Source organism: Mariniflexile aquimaris, assembly GCF_042676825.1.
Classification (GTDB): Bacteria; Bacteroidota; Bacteroidia; order Flavobacteriales; family Flavobacteriaceae; genus Mariniflexile; species Mariniflexile aquimaris.
The window spans coordinates 473,447-492,953 of the sequence record NZ_JBHTIB010000012.1; the positions used below are offsets into that span (position 1 = coordinate 473,447).

Sequence of the window (19,507 nt, forward strand, 5' to 3'; positions counted from 1 at the left end):
CACTAGTTAGTTTTCTTGTGCTTCCATCGTTTATGAGTCCAGAAGTAAAATTCAGGCGCTGTATAAATTTGCTTTTCAACTTCTCGAAGAAACATATCGGTTAATTCATAATCTTTAAATTCGGACGGATTTTCAGCAAGCGTTATTATTTCAGCTTCATAAAAACCTCTTTTTACTTTTGTTACTTTAAGATATGCTGTAGTTAAATCTAATTTCTTGGCGAGACGTTCTGCACCTGTAAAACATGGCACATCAATTCCCATAAACCTTCCCCAATATACCTCATTAGTAAGTCTTGGCGATTGGTCGCTTAAAAACCCAGTAATACTTTTAATGCCCTTTGCTTCGTTGTCATTAATAATTTGAATGGTTTCTTTGGTGCTTATTAAATCGGTATTAAATTTAGAACGAATGTCTTTAACTAATTTATCAAAATACTTATTTGCAAGACGCTTATAGACTGCCAATCCTTTGAAATTAATATAATTTTGAATCACAATCGACCATTCCCAGCTTGCATAATGTCCAAAAATCAATATCACACTTTTATTTAAATTTTCTAAGCGTTTTAATTCTTCTGGATTTAAAATTTTAAAGCGTTTTTTTAATTCTTTTTCAGAAATAGTCATGGTTTTCGCCATTTCTAAAAACATATCGCATAAATGCTTGTAGAAATTTTTCCTCAATGCATCAATTTCCTTCTCAGATTTTTCAGGAAAAACAAGTTTTAAATTATTGGTTACTACCTTTTTACGATATCCTATACCATAATAAAGCAAAACGTATAAACAATCGGAAACAAAATATAATACTCGAAATGGAAGTATAGAAACCATCCATAAAATGGGATAAATAAGAATATATGCTAAAAATTGCATGAATTAATTTTAGATTTGCAGCAGCAAATATATGCTAATTTGAACTTATACCTTTAAATACATGGGCAATTTAGATTTAATAACAATCATTATAATTACGGCCAATATTATTATCTCCTATAAAGGCTTTGGCGATTTCGGTTTTTTCGATAAATATAAATTTACCGTTGGTGGTGTACAGAGGGGTGAAAAAATACGATTGTTTAGCAGTGGCTTTTTACATGTAGATACCCAACATTTACTTTTTAACATGTTAACCTTGTATTTTTTTGCAGGAACAGTAATTAGTTATGTCGACCCACTTGGGTTTATAATTATTTATGTTGTTAGTTTAATTTCTGGGAGTTTATTATCGATGTATTTTCATAGAAACGAATATTATTACAGTGCGGTTGGAGCTAGTGGAGCGGTTACCGGCATACTATATGCTGCCATTTTATTGCAACCTGGCATGAATTTATATATGTTTTTTGTTCCTATTCCCATACCAGCATACATTTTTGGTATTGCCTATTTGCTTTATTCTATTTACGGAATGAAAAATAAAATTGGCAACATTGGTCACGATGCCCATTTTGGAGGTGCCATTGGAGGTTTTGTGGCAACACTTTTATTAGCACCTTATCTGTTTCAAACTAATTTACTCATGATAGGTTTGCTTTTAATTCCTATTGTTTTACTGTTTGCTTTAAAGAAAGCGGGGAAACTTTAGGTTTATAATTCAGAATTCAGATTTAAAAATATGGCATAGCTATTGACCTTTAATAGTGAGTGAATAAATTAAATTGACGCCAAGTTATTGATAATCAGTTTAATATATTATTTTATAAATTAATAAAAACAAAAGGTTTAATTGTTTTAATGACAGATTGACCTAAATACAAATATGAAGAAGTCTAATTTTATATCTCTTGACAGTTTGTCATTGCAGGATTTTGATGAAAACTCAGAATTAATCCCGCTAATGACACCTGAAGATGAAGTAGAAATAAATAATGAAAAATTGCCCGAAACACTACCTATTCTGTCTTTGCGAAATACCGTTTTGTTTCCTGGTGTTGTGATTCCTATTACTGCAGGTCGCGATAAATCTATCCGACTCATTAATGACGCGAACAAAGGTAGCAAAGTTATTGGAGTGGTGGCTCAAAAAGACGAGTCTGTCGAGAATCCAACTGCAAAAGAAATTCATGCAATAGGTACGGTGGCTAAGATTCTGCGCGTTTTAAAAATGCCCGATGGCAATGTTACCGTAATTATTCAAGGAAAGAAACGTTTTAAAGTGGCCGAGGTTTTAACCGAAGATCCTTATATGAACGCTACGGTTCGAGAAATTCCTGAAGCAAGACCTGCCTTAAAAAATAAGGAGTTTGTCGCAATTATAGAATCTATCAAAGATTTAGCTTTAAGCATCATTAAAGAAAGTCCGAATATTCCAAGCGAAGCATCGTTTGCTATAAAAAACATTGAAAGCGACTCGTTTTTAATCAATTTTGTATCGTCTAATATGAATCTGTCGGTGGCTGAAAAACAATCACTTTTAGAAATAGACGATCTTAAAAAACGTGCGCTTGCAACACTTAAGTATATGAATATTGAGTTTCAAAAATTGGAACTTAAAAATGATATTCAGTCGAAAGTTCAAATGGACATGAGCCAGCAACAGCGTGAATATTTCTTGCATCAACAAATGAAAACCATTCAAGAAGAATTGGGTGGTGTGAGTCATGATGAAGAAGTTGAAGAAATGCGAATGCGCGCTAATGAAAAACTGTGGGATGAAAAAGTAGCGAAACATTTTGATAAAGAGATTTCGAAATTGCAACGCATGAATCCGCAAGTAGCCGAATATTCTATTCAACGCAATTATTTGGAGCTATTTTTAGATTTGCCATGGAATGAATATAGCAAAGATAAATTCGATTTAAAACGTGCTAAACGCATCTTAGACAGAGATCATTTTGGTTTAGAAGACGTGAAAAAACGTATTATAGAATATCTAGCGGTTTTAAAACTGCGTAATGATATGAAATCGCCCATTTTATGTTTATACGGACCTCCGGGAGTTGGAAAAACATCTTTAGGAAAATCGATTGCAGAAGCGTTAGGTAGAGAATATGTACGTATTTCTTTGGGAGGTTTACGCGACGAGGCTGAAATTCGTGGCCACAGAAAAACCTATATTGGTGCGATGCCTGGGCGTATTATTCAAAGTTTAAAAAAGGCCGGAACTTCTAATCCTGTTTTTGTTTTAGATGAAATAGATAAGCTGTCTAATTCCCATCAAGGTGATCCTTCATCAGCCATGTTAGAAGTATTAGATCCTGAGCAAAACAATGAATTTTACGATAACTTTTTAGAAATGGGTTACGACCTTTCTAAGGTTATGTTTATAGCAACATCCAATAATTTATCATCTATTCAACCGGCCTTACGAGATCGAATGGAAATTATTAACGTTACCGGTTACACCATCGAAGAAAAGGTGGAAATAGGAAAACGTCATTTACTTCCAAAACAATTAAAAGAGCATGGGTTAACCGATGAGCACCTAAAAATTGGTAAACCTCAATTAGAGAAAATTGTTGAGGGGTATACACGAGAATCTGGTGTGCGTGGTTTAGAAAAGCAAATCGCAAAAATGGTGCGCCATGCAGCTAAAAATATTGCGATGGAAGAGCCTTATAATATTAAAGTGACGAACGAAGATATTATAGAGGTACTTGGAGGTCCGAAATTAGAACGCGATAAATACGAAAATAATAATGTTGCCGGTGTGGTTACAGGTTTAGCATGGACCAGTGTTGGCGGCGATATATTATTTATTGAATCGATTCTGTCTAAAGGAAAAGGCGCGATGTCTATTACCGGAAATTTAGGTACAGTTATGAAAGAATCTGCAACCATTGCTATGGAATATATCAAATCAAATGCCGATGAATTCGGAATTGATTCAGATGTTTTCGATAAGTACAATGTGCATATTCACGTGCCAGAAGGGGCGACACCAAAAGACGGACCAAGTGCCGGAGTAACCATGTTAACATCCTTAGTATCGTTATTTACTCAGAAAAAAGTAAAGAAAAGTTTAGCCATGACTGGTGAAATTACACTTCGTGGAAAAGTGCTTCCTGTTGGTGGTATCAAAGAAAAAATTCTTGCGGCAAAACGTGCAAAAATTAAAGAAATATTGCTTTGCGAAGAAAATAGACGCGATATTGAAGAAATTAAACAAGAATATTTAAAAGGATTAAAGTTTCACTACGTAACAGATATGAGTGATGTTATTAAAATAGCCATCACTAATCAGAAGGTAGACAATGCTAAAAAACTTTAAAATCTAAATGAAAAGCAAGAAAAGACCTCGATTAGCCTCGAGGTTTTTTTATGATTCATGATTTCATGGCAATGAGAATTACAACAGAAACCATAAGCAATCACGGGCAGAATTCTTTTCAATTAAAATAAAAAATACATACATCCGTTTTAAGATAGATTTACTTACTTTGTATCGTAAATATGCCAAAGAAAATTATCACTACTTTTTGTTTGCTTTTTAGTGTCTTAACAAATGCACAGGTTGGGGGTGAATCTACCTATCAATTTTTGAATTTAGTTTCGTCGCCGCGTCAGGCAGCTCTAGGTGGAAAAGTGTTAACCAATGTAGATTACGATGTAACACAAGGACTTTTTAATCCGGCAACCATTAATGCTGAAATGGATAATCAGTTAGCATTAAATTACACGAGTTATTTAGGTGGAATAAGTTATGGCACGGCGGCATATGCCTATACCATTGATAGAAGAACACAAACATTTCACGCAGGAATAACTTATGTAAATTATGGCTCGTTTGATGGGTATGACGAAGATGGAAATTCTACAGGAACGTTTACCGGTAACGAAACGGCCTTGTCTTTTGGGTATGCAACGCAAATAGGGTATTCCGATTTTTATGCTGGGGGAAATATTAAACTTATTACATCAAAATTAGAACAATATAGTTCGTTGGGAGCTGCGGTAGATTTTGGTTTGTTGTATATAAACGAAGCATTAGATTTTCGTGCGGCTTTAAGCGTTAGAAATTTTGGAACCCAAATAACCACTTACGCAGGTCTTAAAGAAAATTTACCTTTTGAAGTCGATTTCGGAATGTCGCAACGTTTAGAAAATGTGCCTATTCGATGGCATATTACTTTAGAAAACCTGCAAGAATGGCCTATAGCAAGACCAAATCCGGCAAGAACAACAAGTGATTTAAATGGAAACCAAACCGACGAAGAAATAGGCTTTTTAGGTCAAGTAATGCGACACGCTATTTTTGGCGCTGAAATTTTTCCAGAAGGAGGTTTTAATATTCGTTTAGGTTATAATTTTAGAAGAGCAGAAGAACTTAGGATCGTAGATCAACGCAATTTTTCAGGGCTATCTGCAGGTATTTCCATAAAAATGAATAAAATGCGCTTTAGTTACACACATGCAAAATATACAAGTGCCGCCAATTCAAACTTTTTTGGGGTACAAATAGATTTAAATTAAAGTATTTAAAGTCTAATGAAGTTAAAAGTTCTTAAAGTTAAACTAAATTGTTGTTTTTCACTTAAGGCATTTTAAGTACTTTAGACACTTTAAACTTTTAAAAATGAAAAACATTACAATCGCTATAGACGGATTTTCTTCAACAGGAAAAAGCACCGTTGCTAAACAAATTGCAAAACATTTAGGCTACGTTTATGTAGATTCTGGCGCAATGTATAGAGCGGTGACCTATTACGCTATGACTCACGGATTTATTAATACTAATAATTTTAATGTGGATGGGTTAATAGCAAATCTAGATGATATTACTATAAGTTTTAAGTTTAATCCAACCCTTGGTTTTGCTGAAGTGTATCTCAATAATATTAATATTGAAAAGGATATTCGCACCTTAGAAGTGTCTAAATTTGTGAGTAGAGTTGCTGAAATTTCAGAAGTCCGCCAAAAATTAGTAGAACAGCAACAACAAATGGGCAATAGTGGCGGTGTGGTAATGGATGGACGCGATATTGGGACCGTTGTGTTTCCTGATGCCGAACTTAAATTATTTATGACGGCTTCGGCTGAAACGAGAGCAAAAAGACGCTATGCCGAATTGCTAGAACGCGGTGAAAGGGTTACGTATCAAGATGTACTTAAAAATGTAGAAGAACGCGACTATATTGATACCAATCGAGAAGATTCGCCCTTAATAAAAGCGAAGGATGCTATTCAAATAGATAATTCCAACATGAGTTTGCAAGAACAGTTTGATGAAATTTTAAAGCTAGTGAACCGTACTTTAGAAAATTCAGAAAAACTTTAAATATATAGTTTCAATAATTTTTCATTATTTTGACTTTGATACTTTCAAGTTTGAGACTTCACAAAAAAACGAACCCTTAAATTCATAAAGATTCGTTTTAAATTATAGTATTTTCCTAATTATTACGGATTTGGAATCACCAATACTTGTCCCGGGTGAATTAAATCTGGATTTTTCAAAATATTAGTATTTGCTTGAAAAATAGCATTGTATTTTGATGCATTATCATAGTATTGTTTAGCAATTTTACCTAAAGTTTCGCCACTTTTTACAGTATGTCTGTGGTAAACACTTTCATCGGCAACACTAATATTAGCCATTATATCTGTTGGTTTGTCACCTCCAATGGCCTTAATTTTATCCCAAAGTAAGTTCTTTTCGTAAGGGGTGTTGGCTGTTCCTTTAATTTTTAAAACACCGTTTTCTTCTTTAACATCACCATTCTGAATTTTTAATGTTTCTCCTAGGTCTAGTACCGCTTGGTATTTTGCTTTCATTGACATAATTGTATATATTAAATTTATTAATGTGTTACTAAATATAGTGAATTTCTTGGCGCTAACATATTAATATAGCGTTAAGATTGTGTCACATAATTTAAGACACAACTAATTGTAAAAAGTCACATGAATTTTATGTATTCATTTTTAGGTAATTAACTTAAATATTATTATTTTTGCACTCCTTTTAGCAAATCATCGGAAAGATAAGAGGAACGAGAACAAAAAAAACAATAACACTTCTGTGTGTTAATTGCTTAAAATCTTCCGAAACATACAGAATACAAAACGATTATAATAGGTTTTAAAAAATAACGAGCGTATTATAATTACTTACTTAATTTAATGGCTGAAAAAGCAAAACAAGCAGAAGTTGAAGCAACTGATGCTCCACAAGTAGAAGCTCCAGTAGTATCTGAAGCTAAAGCAAACCCTGAAAAATTCTTAAAAGACTTTAACTGGCACAATTACCAAGAAGGTATTGATGAAGTTGATGAAAAACAATTACAAGAATTTGAAAAATTAGTAGCAGAAAATTTCGTTGACACGCTTGATGATGAAGTGGTTGTTGGTACGGTTGTACATATCTCTGACAGAGATGCTATCATCGATATCAATGCTAAATCTGAAGGTGTAATTTCGTTAAACGAATTCCGTTACAACCCAAACTTAGCAGTTGGCGATAAAGTAGAAGTATTAATTGATGTACGTGAAGATGCAACAGGGCAATTAGTATTATCTCACAGAAAAGCGCGTGTAATTAAAGCGTGGGATCGTGTTATTAAAGCTAACGAAACTGGTGAAATCGTTAATGGTTTTGTTAAATGTAGAACTAAAGGTGGTATGATTGTAGATGTATTCGGTATCGAAGCATTCTTACCAGGTTCTCAAATTGACGTGAAACCAATTAGAGATTATGATCAGTACGTAAATAAAACTATGGAGTTCAAAGTTGTTAAAATCAACCACGAATTTAAAAACGTAGTAGTATCGCATAAAGCGCTTATTGAAGCTGATATCGAGGTTCAGAAAAAAGAAATTATTGGTCAATTAGAAAAAGGTCAAGTATTAGAAGGTATTGTTAAAAACATCACTTCTTACGGTGTATTCATCGATCTTGGTGGTGTAGATGGTTTAATCCACATTACCGATTTATCTTGGTCTCGTATCAATCATCCAAACGAGATTGTAGAATTAGACCAAAAACTTAACGTGGTAATCCTTGATTTTGATGAAAACAAATCAAGAATCCAATTAGGTTTAAAACAATTAAGCAAACACCCATGGGAAGCTCTTGCTGACACTGTAGCTGTTGGTGATAAAGTAAAAGGTAAAGTAGTTGTTATTGCAGATTACGGTGCATTTATAGAAGTTGCTGATGGTGTAGAAGGATTAATCCACGTTTCTGAAATGTCTTGGTCAACTCACTTACGTTCTGCTCAAGATTTCGTAAATGTTGGTGATGAAGTAGAAGCAGTTATCTTAACTTTAGATAGAGAAGATCGTAAAATGTCTTTAGGTATCAAACAATTAACGTCTGATCCTTGGACAGATATTACTACTAAATACCCATTAGGTTCTAAACACACAGGTATCGTTCGTAACTTTACAAACTTTGGTGTTTTTGTTGAATTAGAAGAAGGTATCGACGGATTAATTTATATCTCAGATTTATCATGGACTAAGAAAATCAAACACCCATCTGAGTTCTGTGCAGCTGGTGATAAATTAGAAGTGATTGTATTAGAGTTAGATGTTGAAGGACGTAAATTATCTTTAGGTCACAAACAAACAACTGTAAATCCTTGGGATGAATACGAAACAGATTTCGCCTTAGAAACTATTCACACAGGTACCATCTCTGAAATCGTTGATAAAGGAGCTACTGTAGAATTTAACGAAGATATCGTTGCGTTTATTCCAACACGTCACCTTGAAAAAGAAGACGGAAGCAAACTTAAAAAAGGAGAAACAGCAGAATTTAAAATCATTGAATTCAACAAAGAGTTTAAACGTGTTGTAGCGTCTCATACTGCTATATTTAAAGCAGAAGAAGTTGCAAATGTTAAAGCAGCAGTTAAAAAAGCTGAAGCGCAAGCGGCAGAGGCAAAACCAACTTTAGGTGATGCTAACGAAGCTTTACAAGCTCTTAAAGATAAAATGGATGGTAAGGTTGCAAAACCAAAGTCTAAAGCTAAAAAATAATTTAGCAATCCATTTATAACATTAAAGCCTTCAAGAAATTGAAGGCTTTTTTTTGTTTAAACAAAATTAATTATTTGGGCGTGCCCATCCCGATAATTATCTGGAGGTCGGGCTAAAGTTTATCTTGAGCGAAGTCGAAAGGTTACAATCTTTTTACTCGTTCCCGATAGCCATCGGGATGACAAAAAGGATTTCTACTGCCATCCCTTACGCACTAACCAAAGAACAGTTTTAGTTATAACAGTGGTAAAACTTTCAGAAGTATCGCTATTTATCATAAAACTTTTAAAATTTTGCATTACATTTGTACACCAAACACGTTTGGATAGTATATGAGTCAGAAAGTTTTACTTAACGAAAAAGAGGTAAACATCATTCTTCACCGATTGGCTTGTCAGCTTATTGAAAAACATAACGATTTTAAAGATACTGTTCTAATTGGTTTACAACCACGAGGCATCTTTTTAGCAGAGCGTATAGCCAAAATACTTCGCGAAGATTACAAAATCAAGAATATTAATTTAGGGCATTTAGATATCACGTTTTTTAGAGATGACTTTAGGCGCGGTGATAAAACCCTAGAAGCCAATACAACTAAAATTAATTTTTTAGTGGAAGATAAAAATGTTGTTTTTATTGATGACGTTTTATATACAGGCAGAAGCATAAGAGCCGCTTTAACCGCCATTCAATCGTTTGGAAGACCAAATGAAATAGAACTGCTAACCCTTATCGACAGGCGTTTTAGCAGACATTTACCCATACAACCTAATTATAGAGGGCGACAGGTAGATGTGATAAATAACGAAAAAGTAAAAGTAAACTGGAAAGAACATGACAATGAAGATTCGGTTTACTTAATTGAAAAATAATGCAATTGAGAATTAACAATTAACAATTGATAATTAGAAAAAATTACAGGTTTCTGTTTAAAATTGTACATCCAACTTTAAACTTTAAACTTTAAACTTTAAACTAAGGAAATGAGCGAATTAAGTGTCAATCACTTATTAGGAATTAAGTATCTAAATAAACAAGATATTCAACTTATTTTTGAAACTGCCGATCATTTTAAAGAAGTGATTAACAGACCCATTAAAAAAGTACCTTCGCTAAGAGATATCACCATCGCAAACTTGTTCTTCGAAAATTCTACCAGAACAAAATTATCTTTTGAATTAGCCGAAAAACGATTATCTGCCGATGTGCTAAATTTTTCATCATCGCAATCTTCAGTAAAAAAAGGAGAAACTTTAATAGATACGGTTAATAACATCTTATCTATGAAAGTAGATATGGTTGTGATGCGTCATCCAAATCCTGGAGCCGGTGTATTTTTATCAAAACACGTTAAGGCAAGTATTGTAAATGCGGGCGATGGTGCCCATGAGCATCCAACACAAGCACTGTTAGATTCTTATTCTGTACGAGAAAAATTAGGAGGCGTTCAAGGTAAAAAAATAGTCATTGTCGGTGATATTTTACACAGTAGAGTAGCCCTTTCAAATATCTTTGCTTTGCAACTTCAAGGCGCAGAAGTAATGGTTTGCGGACCTAAAACCTTAATCCCAAAGTATATTGATAAACTTGGAGTAAAGGTTGAAACAAACTTACGTAAAGCCTTAAATTGGTGCGATGTAGCAAATATGTTAAGAGTTCAAAACGAACGCATGGATATTAGTTATTTTCCTTCTACCAGAGAATACACCCAACAATTTGGAGTAGACAAAGCGTTATTAGATTCTTTAGATAAAGAAATCACCATTATGCACCCCGGGCCTATAAACAGAGGTGTAGAAATAACGAGTGATGTGGCAGATTCTAAACAATCCATTATCTTAGAACAAGTACAAAATGGTGTTGCTATTAGAATGGCAGTAATTTATTTATTAGCGTCAAAAATTAAACAGTAGATTATGATTATTGATCAAGACGGAACGATTTCTATAATAACTCAAGAAAAATCAACTATAATTGAGTTGGTTAATAAAATTCAGGCTTTATATCCTAAAATTCAGAATAATAATATCATCATTACTTTATCTTCCTTAAAAGCGTTAGAAGTACAAGATATTGTTGAATTTCTTGAACTATCAAGTACGCATCGCGCAACAAAACATTCATTTGTAATTGTTTCAAATCAAATAGATTTAGATGTGGTTCCAGAAGAAATTGTTGTAGTTCCAACTATTCAAGAGGCTTACGATATTATAGAAATGGAAGAAATGGAACGCGATTTAGGATTTTAATACTGTTTTTGAGTTTATGAGAACGTTTATAAGTTTATATGCCAATCCAGTAAACTATAAACACAACCTAATAAACCATAAACTAATAACTACATAAACTCTTTAAATGAAGCTTACCATATTAGGCTGTTATAGTGCTACACCACGTGCTTTAAATAATACAACGTCTCAGGTACTAGAAATTAATAACCACATGTTTTTAATTGATTGTGGAGAAGGCACGCAGGTACAGTTAAGAAGGCACAAAATAAAGTTTAATCGGATAAAGCATATCTTCATTTCGCACTTACATGGCGATCATTTTTTTGGTTTAGTCGGGCTAATTTCCACATTTAGATTGTTAACCCGAGAAACCGATTTGCATATTTATGGTCCCGTTGGTATCAAAGAGATAGTGACGCTTCAAATGAAATTGGCCGATTCTTGGACGAATTACAAACTTATTTTTCATGAGTTATCTTCAAACAATTCAGAATTAATTTTTGAAGACGATACCGTAGAGGTTTTTACCATTCCTTTAAACCATCGTATTTACACGAATGGGTTTCTGTTTAAGGAAAAGGAAGGTAAGCGTAAATTAGATATGGATTTAGTGGAAGAAGCCAATATAAATGTGGCCTATTATAGAAAACTAACACAAGGGTTTGATGTTATAAACGAAGATGGCGTTTTAATAAATAACGAATCGGTTACAAAACCGGGGACCAAACCTAAAAGTTATGCCTTTTGTAGCGATACGTATTACAAAGAAGATATTGTTCCGATAATTAAAAATGCAGATGTGTTGTACCACGAATCCACCTTTTTAGACAAACACGAACATTTAGCACTTAAAACGAAGCATTCTACGGCAAAACAAGCCGCTACAATAGCTCAAAAAGCCAATGTGGGCACTTTGTTACTCGGACACTATTCAACGCGCTACGACGGGCTAGATGCCTTTAAAGAAGAAGCTCAAGAAGTTTTTGCAAATGTGCAATTATGCGAAGATTCGAAAGTTTTTAATTTTTAGACGTTTTAATCTTCGATAAAATCCAAGGTATCGCATCATCAAGCGATTCACAGAGTTTTACACTATTTTTTAAAAACATTTGCTCTAAAGTCGCTGCTACATAACCACCATCATTATACCATACAATGGCAGAAGCTTCAATAAAATCGTATTCTTTATTAAAAGTCACCCATACAAAAGGGTCTATAGAATAAGAATTTATTTTATTAGATATCAATCCTATTTTTCTGGAAGTTCCATATTGCTCAATAATCATTTTAGCAATTTTTTCGATTATTGACCAATCTACATGAATTTCTTGATCCAATTCAGCCACTACAAAATCTTCACAAAGAAAGAACTTGCCAAAAGGAAGACGTATTTTTTTCGGATTAAATTCAGTATGATTTATGTAATCTTGAAATGTCATCTAGTGGAAATATACTGCTTTTTTTTAAAAATGACATGTATTCTATGTTATTTTATGAATAAACCTTATCTGGCTTCACCTTATTTTAATTCTTTTAAATTAAGAATCCAGTCAACAGCCTCGGCCAACGAAAGGCAGCGTTTAATACTTAAATCGGAAAATTGCTTTTCGATAGAAGCATTCATAAAGGTGAAATTATTATATACAACAATAGCGCTTGCAACGATGAGATTATATTTTTTTTGAACTTTTCCCCAGGTGTGTGGATTCATAGAATAGGAGTGAACCCGGTTAGAAATATAACCCACTCTGGCATTTTTACCATAAAATTCTAAAACTTCAACCATAGCGGCTTGAATCATTTCCCAATCAAAATGAACACCTTCATGAATTTCAGAAATGAAAAATTTTTCAAATAAGTAAAAATTTCCAAAAGGCATTTCTACTTTGTAATGGGTTAATTTACTTAATTCAGATTCTTCAAATTGCATAATTTGCAGTTAAATTAGCGCTAAATTATAAAGATTATCTTGTTTATTTTTCAAATTGAAAAAATAATTTGTTGTTAATTTGTATACTATGGAAAGAGATTTAAGTAATTATAGAAAATCCTACGAAAAAGGAGAACTTCATTTAAAAGATGTTCCAGAAAATCCGTTAGAACTTTTTCAAAAATGGTTTTATGAAGTCGACAAATATTTTGTTGATGATGAAACCAATGCCATGACCATTTCAACATTGGGTTTAGATGGGTTTCCTAAAAATAGGGTAGTGCTATTAAAAAGTTTTACTTGGGAAGGGTTTATATTTTATACAAATTATAATAGTGAAAAAGGGAAAGCTATAGAGCAAAACCCTAACGTTTGCTTGTCTTTTTTTTGGCATGGAGCCGAACGTCAAATCATTATTAAAGGCACTGCTGAAAAAATTGCCGAAAATTTAAGTGACGGTTATTTTGAATCTAGACCTCGCGGTAGTCAATTAGGCGCTGTCGTGTCTAATCAAAGCGAAATTGTAAAAGATAGAGCCTATTTAGAGCAGCAATTAGCAATTCTTGAAAAGGAGTATGAAGGCAAAGAAATACCAAGACCATCAAATTGGGGAGGCTATATTGTTAAACCCGTTGAAATGGAATTTTGGCAAGGTCGACCAAACAGACTTCACGACAGAATACGGTATAAACTTCAACCAGATTATAATTGGGAGATTAATCGATTAGCTCCATAATTAATTTTTTGAAAGTTTTATTTTATCACTTGAATGCGTGTTGCCGATTAAATACATTAATTATCGATAAGCAGCATGCTTTTAATCGATTTTAACATTTCCTTAACAATAAATACAGTTATAGGCAGGTAAATTTATAGGACCAAATTACCTACTTATGAAATTATTAACTAAGCTGCCAATACTGGCATTGTTAGCTGTTTTGTGCTATTCTTGCACCGCAGATGGAATTGAAGATAATGTAGATGCAATCGAGTTATCGTTAATTACCCCAGAAACCAAAACTATTGAAATTCAAGTACTTGAATTAATAAACGACCACAGAGCATCATTGGGTTTAAATACCTTATCGGATATGACGGTGGTAAAATCTGTTGCTTTTAGTCACACCGATTATATGGTAATCAACAACGAGGTGTCACATGCCAATTTTTATGTAAGAAGTGATTATTTAAAGGCCAATGCTGGTGCATCACGTGTTTCAGAAAATGTGGCTTATGGTTATAGTTCGGCACAATCGGTAGTAAATGCCTGGTTAAAAAGTGATGCGCACCGCGCGGTTATAGAAGGTGATTTTACAAATTTTGATGTGGCTGCCGAAGTAAACTCAGAAGGTAAATGGTATTACACCAATATCTTTATAAAAAAATGAACTAATTGTACAGGAGATTATTTTGAAATTTTAGCTTCTTAATAAACACTGTATATTAAAATACTGACTTTTTTTCATTATTGTTAGGGATTTTGAAATTAGTATGTTTCTATTCATTAAAAAACCATCAAAAGGATTTCTTTTTGATGGTTTTTTTAATTTATAATTAAGCGTTTGATTATTTCATTTTAATGACAATAAACTGTGTGCGTCGGTTTAACTGATGTTGTTCCTCGGTACAGGTTATAGTGCCGTCACAATTATTAGTTAATTTACGTTCTCCAAAACCTTTATACCCTAATATTCTATCTGGATTAACCCCTTTTTTAATTAAATAATCATAGGTGGCTTTAGCTCTTTCTTCCGATAATATTTCATTGTATGTTGTGGGTCCGCGAGAATCGGTATGTGATTCTATTTTAATGGCCATGTTAGGATAAGAATTTATCATTAAATCTACAATCCTATCTAATTCTACCGTACTATCGCGTCTTAAATCATACTTATTAAAATCAAAGTAAATCGGAACTAATTCTGTAATGGGGATATCTTCAAGCGGAACTGGGTTTAGCACAATGTTAGCTTTTAAACTCGTTGTATTTGCGGCCATACCTTTTGATGTTATAACCGTTGTGTTATCTAAATAGTTCTGTTTTGTTGTTTTGAGACTATAGTCTGTATTTAAATCAATATTTATACTATAATGCCCATTCAGGTCTGTTTCCGCGTTAGCAATAGTTTTATTATTAGCATCAAATAATGTTGTAACTGCATTGGCTATAGGATTTTTAGTTACAGCATCTGTAATAGTTCCTTCTAATTTTAATGTCGGAATTCGGCTAAAAGCATAGATATCATCACTACCAATACCACCATCTCTATTGGACGCGAAGTATCCGGATAATCCGTCCTCTGTCATAAAAAATGAGAAATCGTCCTTATTCGAGTTTACCGGAATGCCTAAATTAAGAATACTAATTACAGCATTGTTTTTATTAGTAACCGCCGCAAATATATCGAGTAAGCCTAACCCTGGATGACCATCGGACGCAAAGAATAAGGCATTTTCATTATTTAAAAACGGAAAACATTCATTTTTACTTGTATTGATATTATTACCTAAATTTTGCGGGGCGCTATATGTGCCGTTCTTATAGACGTCTACATAATACAGATCTGTTCCACCATAACCACCAGGCATATCGGATGTGAAGTATAACTTAGAACCATCTTTATTTAAAGCGGGATGACTAATAGAGTAGCTGTTGCTATTAAACGGAAGCTCTACAATATTGGTCCATTTACCGTCTTCTAAAGATGCCTTGTATATTTTTAAATTAGTAACTCCTTGCGTGTTTTTGTCTAAAACCTGATTATTAAAATCGTTTCTAGAAAAATACATGGTTTGCCCATCTTTAGAAATTGTTAGCGGGCCTTCATGAAAAGTGGTGTTTACAGCACCTTTTATTTTAGATTTATGACTAATATTATCCGTATTAGAAGATTTGTTAGTTACATAAATATCTAAAAAGGGTTCTTCGTTCCAGCTATAACGGTTTTTGGTTGATACGCCTTCATCTCTTGCAGAAACAAAGTATAGGTCGTTGTTATGCTCGAACGCTGCAAAATCACTGTATTTAGAATTAAATTTAACCTCTTTTAGAAAGTAGTTTTGTTTTGCGTTAAAAATAGCGTTTAAAAATTCGTCGTCTTTTAAATAGGTTTCTTCTTTAATTTCCCCACCAGCATTTTTAAAGTTTTTAAACCAAATTCGAGATTCTTTATAATCTTTAACTCCTCTTAAGGCTTGCGCATATTTATAAAAGTAGATAGTTGGCACGTTTGGTTGAATTACAACTTTTTTATAGTAAACTACTGCGCTATCTGGATTTCTCATAAACGCATAACTATCCGCTACTTGTCTGGTAACGTAATCGGTATTATAGTTCTTAGAAATAAGTTCTTTGTAAAGTGTTGTTGCATTTACAAAGTCAAAATTATTAAATAAATTATCTGCTTTGCTTTGTATCCCAGATTGCCCACTAGCTATACAACTTATTGCTAGAAAAATACTGAATATAAGGTGGTTTTTTAGTTTCATGGGGATTGATTTTTTAATTAAAAACTTATTTCTAAGATTCTTTTTTTAAAAACACAAATACGTTAAAGATGTGCCATGTGTTTATTCCATCTTAACTACAATAAATTGAGTTCTTCTATTTAATTGATGCTCTTCTTCTTCGCATTTCGCTCCATCTTCACAACCATTGGTTAATCTGCGTTCTCCAAATCCTTCATGCGCTGTAATTCTTGCTGGGTCTATTCCTTTAGAAATTAAATAAGCGTATGTTGAGTTGGCTCTATCTATTGAAAGTTTATCATTATAAGACAATTTACCACGAGAATCTGTGTGCGATTCAATTCTAATAACCATTTCAGGGTATTGGTTTTGCATTAAATCAACAATTTTATCTAATTCTAATGCGGCGTCTTTTCTAATATTGAATTTATTGAAATCGAAATAAATAGTATTTAATTCGGCCAGTTTTATAACATTCGGAACAGGATTTAATAACAAATTGGCATGAATAGTTGTAAGTTCTGTTTGAATATTTTTTGATGTGAATTTTCTATAATCGTCTATATATTTCTTTTGACTTGCAACAATTTTATAGTCTTTATTTCTGTCTATATTTATTTGGTAGAAGCCATTTTCGTCCGTTTCCATATAAGCAATTTGATTGTCTTTATCATCAAACAGTGTTATAATAGAATTAGGTATTGGTTTTGTGTTAATGGCATCGGTTACCACACCTTCAACGTGTAATGTTGGTACTCTATGATAGGCATAAATATCGTCATCTCCACGACCTCCCGGTCTGTTGGATGCAAAATAGCCAGTAATCCCATTCGGATTCATAGTAAATGAGAAATCATCTTTGTTTGAATTTACAGGAATTCCTAAGTTAATAACGTCTACGATTTCATCATTTTCACCTTTAATAGTGCCGAAAATATCGAGTAAGCCTAATCCAACATGACCATCAGAAGAGAAGAAAAGTGTTCCTTCGTTATTGATAAACGGAAACCCTTCAGCGCCTTCCGTATTAACAACATTGCCCACATTATGAAGATCTTGTAAAGAACCATCGGGATATATATTAACCACCCAAATATCAGAACCACCAAAACCTCCTGGTCTATCGGATGCAAAATAAAGTTTCGTGTCGTCTATATTTAAAGCAGCATGTTGCGTAGAAAATTCGTCGCCGTTAATTGATAAATCTTCAATATCCGTCCATATGCTATCTCTTAAGGTGGCTCGATATATTTTCATATTAGTAAGCCCCTTTTTATCTTTTACTTCTATTTGGTCTTTATAATTATTTCTTGAAAAATACATGGTTCGACCATCTTTGGTAATAGTTACCGGACCATCATGATAAATAGAATTTACATCTCCTTTTATTTTGGCTGTATGGTCTACATTTTTTTTAGATCCAACCTCGGTAACATACACATCTAGAAAGGGCTGTTCATTCCATCCATAAAGTCGTTTTACTGCCAAACCTTCATCTCGAGCAGAGGTAAAATACACTTTACCTTTAAATTCGAACGCACCAAAATCACTGAATTTAGAATTGAATCGAACTCTGTCTAAAAAATATTGTTGTTTGGCGTTAAATATGCTGGTAATAAAATTGGCATCTTTTGAAAAATCATTTGCATTAACAACGCCTCCCGAATCTTTAAATCGTTGCAACCAGATTTCAGATTCCTTATAATCTTTATTACCTCTTAAAGCCTGTGCATAACTGTAATAATACTCGATAGGCACCTTTTCTTGAGTCACTACTTTTTTGTAATAACGAGCGGCATTTCTAGGATCTCTTAAAAGCGCATAACAATCGGCTAGTTTTCTAGTGGCGTAATCTACATTATATCTATTTTCAATTAGTTCTCTATAAACTTCGGCTGCTTTCACAAAAGAAAATTTATTGAATAATGTATCGGCTCTTTTTTGTTTTCCTTGTTGGGAAAACATAGCGGAGCTAATCATTATAACAATACAAACTAATAGGTATTTTTTAATATTCATAAGATAGCGTATTAGAAATATCTAGGTGATTTTAATTTAGTGCTTAAGAATTTAAATTCGTAAATAAGTAAGATCTCATGTGTGCCAGTTGTATAGTCTGCAATTTCTGATATAGGTTTTTCATAAGCGTATCCAACACGTAGTTGTCTTGATACCTGAAAATCGACGATACCACCCATCGCAGCCGTTTTTTCGTTAATTCTATACGATCCACCTAGCCAAAATTTCTCATTGAACAGGAAGTTTGCTGTTAAATCGTAAGAAACTGGAGCGCCATTGGTTGCTTTCACCAAAAATGCTGGTTTTAGCTTAATAGTTTTGCTTAAGTCTACAACCACACCTCCGGTAAAGTAATAACTCAATCGGTCTAAAGCTTCAAAGCCATCTTTAGTGTTTTTGTTAGTATTTAATACTCTTGGTGACGATAAGCCTAAATATACACGATTCGTACTCCAATACATTCCGAGTCCGATATTTGGTGTCCATCTATCTTCGATACCATAGATAGAAGGATCGAAACTTTCAGCTTCGCGAAAATCTGGATCTAAACTATATTGTGTGAATCCACCTTTTAAACCGAAAGATAGTTTTCCATCTTTACCAGTTGGAATTGTATATGAAAAATCCCCATATAAATACGTGAAATTTTCTGGACCTAAATCGTCTTCAATAAAAGATAATCCCACACCAACCCGATCATTACGAAGCGGTGTGTGTATGGATAGCGTTTGAGTAATTGGACCTCCTTGAAAACCAACCCATTGGCTTCTGTGCAATCCAACAATACTTAATGCTTCTCGACTTCCGGCATAAGCAGGATTTATTGAGATTGTATTGTACATATACTGTGTAAATTGCGGAAGTTGTTGTGCAATTCCAACCGTACAGCTAAACAATGTAATAGCAATTATGTTATGTTTAATTAGTTTCAT

General features: G+C 33.4%; 18 protein-coding genes. 11 read left to right on the top strand and 7 right to left on the bottom strand.

Annotated features, from left to right (window positions below; all coding sequences use genetic code 11):
- Window positions 1-2: 2 nt before the first annotated feature.
- Window positions 3-878: a lysophospholipid acyltransferase family protein gene (locus tag ACFQ0I_RS10075; protein ID WP_379941852.1), complete on the bottom strand. Its 876-nt coding sequence runs from the start codon at window positions 876-878 to the stop codon at window positions 3-5.
- Between the two features lie 61 nt (window positions 879-939).
- Here ACFQ0I_RS10075 and ACFQ0I_RS10080 point away from each other — a divergent pair, with 61 nt between their 5' ends.
- From ACFQ0I_RS10080 to cmk, 4 genes are all read left to right on the top strand, one after another.
- Entirely contained in the window at window positions 940-1,590 is a 651-nt protein-coding gene (locus ACFQ0I_RS10080; protein ID WP_379941855.1) for a rhomboid family intramembrane serine protease, read from the top strand.
- 174 nt (window positions 1,591-1,764) lie between these two features.
- On the top strand, window positions 1,765-4,215 hold the full coding sequence (lon, locus tag ACFQ0I_RS10085; RefSeq protein WP_379941857.1) for an endopeptidase La: 2,451 nt from the start codon (window positions 1,765-1,767) through the stop codon (window positions 4,213-4,215).
- Window positions 4,216-4,397: 182 nt separating this feature from the next.
- Window positions 4,398-5,417, top strand: a complete 1,020-nt coding sequence (gene porQ, locus ACFQ0I_RS10090) for a type IX secretion system protein PorQ (RefSeq protein WP_379941860.1) — start codon at window positions 4,398-4,400, stop codon at window positions 5,415-5,417.
- Window positions 5,418-5,520: 103 nt separating this feature from the next.
- Window positions 5,521-6,222 (top strand): (d)CMP kinase, encoded by a 702-nt coding sequence (gene cmk / locus ACFQ0I_RS10095; RefSeq protein WP_379941862.1) that lies wholly within the window; start codon window positions 5,521-5,523, stop codon window positions 6,220-6,222.
- Between the two features lie 122 nt (window positions 6,223-6,344).
- On the opposite strand, the gene ACFQ0I_RS10100 is transcribed toward cmk, so the two are convergent.
- On the bottom strand, window positions 6,345-6,725 hold the full coding sequence (locus ACFQ0I_RS10100) for a LysM peptidoglycan-binding domain-containing protein (protein WP_379941864.1): 381 nt from the start codon (window positions 6,723-6,725) through the stop codon (window positions 6,345-6,347).
- Between the two features lie 342 nt (window positions 6,726-7,067).
- Here ACFQ0I_RS10100 and rpsA point away from each other — a divergent pair, with 342 nt between their 5' ends.
- The 5 genes from rpsA to ACFQ0I_RS10125 all read left to right on the top strand — a co-directional run bounded on the left by rpsA (window position 7,068) and on the right by ACFQ0I_RS10125 (window position 12,188).
- A complete protein-coding gene (gene rpsA, locus ACFQ0I_RS10105) occupies window positions 7,068-8,927 on the top strand; it encodes a 30S ribosomal protein S1 (RefSeq protein WP_379941866.1) in 1,860 nt (619 codons plus the stop codon).
- A gap of 332 nt (window positions 8,928-9,259) precedes the next feature.
- The gene (gene pyrR, locus ACFQ0I_RS10110) at window positions 9,260-9,799 is read left to right on the top strand and encodes a bifunctional pyr operon transcriptional regulator/uracil phosphoribosyltransferase PyrR (protein WP_379941869.1); all 540 of its coding nucleotides are present in this window, start codon (window positions 9,260-9,262) and stop codon (window positions 9,797-9,799) included.
- Between the two features lie 111 nt (window positions 9,800-9,910).
- A complete protein-coding gene (locus ACFQ0I_RS10115) occupies window positions 9,911-10,840 on the top strand; it encodes an aspartate carbamoyltransferase catalytic subunit (protein ID WP_379941872.1) in 930 nt (309 codons plus the stop codon).
- Between the two features lie 3 nt (window positions 10,841-10,843).
- Window positions 10,844-11,176, top strand: a complete 333-nt coding sequence (locus tag ACFQ0I_RS10120) for a ribonuclease Z (RefSeq protein ID WP_379941875.1) — start codon at window positions 10,844-10,846, stop codon at window positions 11,174-11,176.
- 106 nt (window positions 11,177-11,282) lie between these two features.
- Window positions 11,283-12,188 carry a ribonuclease Z gene (locus tag ACFQ0I_RS10125; RefSeq protein WP_379941877.1) on the top strand — a complete coding sequence of 302 codons (906 nt, stop codon included), beginning with the start codon at window positions 11,283-11,285 and terminating at the stop codon, window positions 12,186-12,188.
- Here ACFQ0I_RS10125 and ACFQ0I_RS10130 read toward each other — a convergent pair.
- Window positions 12,178-12,597 carry a hypothetical protein gene (locus tag ACFQ0I_RS10130; protein ID WP_379941880.1) on the bottom strand — a complete coding sequence of 140 codons (420 nt, stop codon included), beginning with the start codon at window positions 12,595-12,597 and terminating at the stop codon, window positions 12,178-12,180. The two genes, ACFQ0I_RS10125 and ACFQ0I_RS10130, sit on opposite strands and share 11 nt — an antisense overlap.
- An 80-nt stretch (window positions 12,598-12,677) precedes the next feature.
- Window positions 12,678-13,088 (bottom strand): hypothetical protein, encoded by a 411-nt coding sequence (locus ACFQ0I_RS10135; RefSeq protein WP_379941883.1) that lies wholly within the window; start codon window positions 13,086-13,088, stop codon window positions 12,678-12,680.
- Window positions 13,089-13,176: 88 nt separating this feature from the next.
- On the opposite strand from ACFQ0I_RS10135, the gene pdxH reads away from it, so the two are divergent.
- Window positions 13,177-13,824: a pyridoxamine 5'-phosphate oxidase gene (gene pdxH / locus ACFQ0I_RS10140; protein ID WP_379941886.1), complete on the top strand. Its 648-nt coding sequence runs from the start codon at window positions 13,177-13,179 to the stop codon at window positions 13,822-13,824.
- 157 nt (window positions 13,825-13,981) lie between these two features.
- The gene (locus ACFQ0I_RS10145; protein WP_379941889.1) at window positions 13,982-14,476 is read left to right on the top strand and encodes a CAP domain-containing protein; all 495 of its coding nucleotides are present in this window, start codon (window positions 13,982-13,984) and stop codon (window positions 14,474-14,476) included.
- Between the two features lie 178 nt (window positions 14,477-14,654).
- On the opposite strand, the gene ACFQ0I_RS10150 is transcribed toward ACFQ0I_RS10145, so the two are convergent.
- From ACFQ0I_RS10150 to ACFQ0I_RS10160, 3 genes are all read right to left on the bottom strand, one after another.
- The gene (locus ACFQ0I_RS10150) at window positions 14,655-16,577 is read right to left on the bottom strand and encodes an OmpA family protein (RefSeq protein WP_379941891.1); all 1,923 of its coding nucleotides are present in this window, start codon (window positions 16,575-16,577) and stop codon (window positions 14,655-14,657) included.
- Window positions 16,578-16,658: 81 nt separating this feature from the next.
- Window positions 16,659-18,575 carry an OmpA family protein gene (locus ACFQ0I_RS10155; protein WP_379941894.1) on the bottom strand — a complete coding sequence of 639 codons (1,917 nt, stop codon included), beginning with the start codon at window positions 18,573-18,575 and terminating at the stop codon, window positions 16,659-16,661.
- Between the two features lie 11 nt (window positions 18,576-18,586).
- Window positions 18,587-19,507, bottom strand: coding sequence for a PorP/SprF family type IX secretion system membrane protein (locus ACFQ0I_RS10160; protein WP_379941896.1), 921 nt, complete (start codon window positions 19,505-19,507; stop codon window positions 18,587-18,589).

Bases quoted from the DNA above. Each gene is read 5' to 3' on its own strand.
- ACFQ0I_RS10075 (WP_379941852.1), bottom strand. From the start codon at position 878: ATGCAATTTTTAGCATATATTCTTATTTATCCCATTTTATGGATGGTT.
- ACFQ0I_RS10080 (WP_379941855.1), top strand. From the start codon at position 940: ATGGGCAATTTAGATTTAATAACAATCATTATAATTACGGCCAATATT.
- lon (WP_379941857.1), top strand. From the start codon at position 1,765: ATGAAGAAGTCTAATTTTATATCTCTTGACAGTTTGTCATTGCAGGAT.
- porQ (WP_379941860.1), top strand. From the start codon at position 4,398: ATGCCAAAGAAAATTATCACTACTTTTTGTTTGCTTTTTAGTGTCTTA.
- cmk (WP_379941862.1), top strand. From the start codon at position 5,521: ATGAAAAACATTACAATCGCTATAGACGGATTTTCTTCAACAGGAAAA.
- ACFQ0I_RS10100 (WP_379941864.1), bottom strand. From the start codon at position 6,725: ATGTCAATGAAAGCAAAATACCAAGCGGTACTAGACCTAGGAGAAACA.
- rpsA (WP_379941866.1), top strand. From the start codon at position 7,068: ATGGCTGAAAAAGCAAAACAAGCAGAAGTTGAAGCAACTGATGCTCCA.
- pyrR (WP_379941869.1), top strand. From the start codon at position 9,260: ATGAGTCAGAAAGTTTTACTTAACGAAAAAGAGGTAAACATCATTCTT.
- ACFQ0I_RS10115 (WP_379941872.1), top strand. From the start codon at position 9,911: ATGAGCGAATTAAGTGTCAATCACTTATTAGGAATTAAGTATCTAAAT.
- ACFQ0I_RS10120 (WP_379941875.1), top strand. From the start codon at position 10,844: ATGATTATTGATCAAGACGGAACGATTTCTATAATAACTCAAGAAAAA.
- ACFQ0I_RS10125 (WP_379941877.1), top strand. From the start codon at position 11,283: ATGAAGCTTACCATATTAGGCTGTTATAGTGCTACACCACGTGCTTTA.
- ACFQ0I_RS10130 (WP_379941880.1), bottom strand. From the start codon at position 12,597: ATGACATTTCAAGATTACATAAATCATACTGAATTTAATCCGAAAAAA.
- ACFQ0I_RS10135 (WP_379941883.1), bottom strand. From the start codon at position 13,088: ATGCAATTTGAAGAATCTGAATTAAGTAAATTAACCCATTACAAAGTA.
- pdxH (WP_379941886.1), top strand. From the start codon at position 13,177: ATGGAAAGAGATTTAAGTAATTATAGAAAATCCTACGAAAAAGGAGAA.
- ACFQ0I_RS10145 (WP_379941889.1), top strand. From the start codon at position 13,982: ATGAAATTATTAACTAAGCTGCCAATACTGGCATTGTTAGCTGTTTTG.
- ACFQ0I_RS10150 (WP_379941891.1), bottom strand. From the start codon at position 16,577: ATGAAACTAAAAAACCACCTTATATTCAGTATTTTTCTAGCAATAAGT.
- ACFQ0I_RS10155 (WP_379941894.1), bottom strand. From the start codon at position 18,575: ATGAATATTAAAAAATACCTATTAGTTTGTATTGTTATAATGATTAGC.
- ACFQ0I_RS10160 (WP_379941896.1), bottom strand. From the start codon at position 19,507: ATGAAACTAATTAAACATAACATAATTGCTATTACATTGTTTAGCTGT.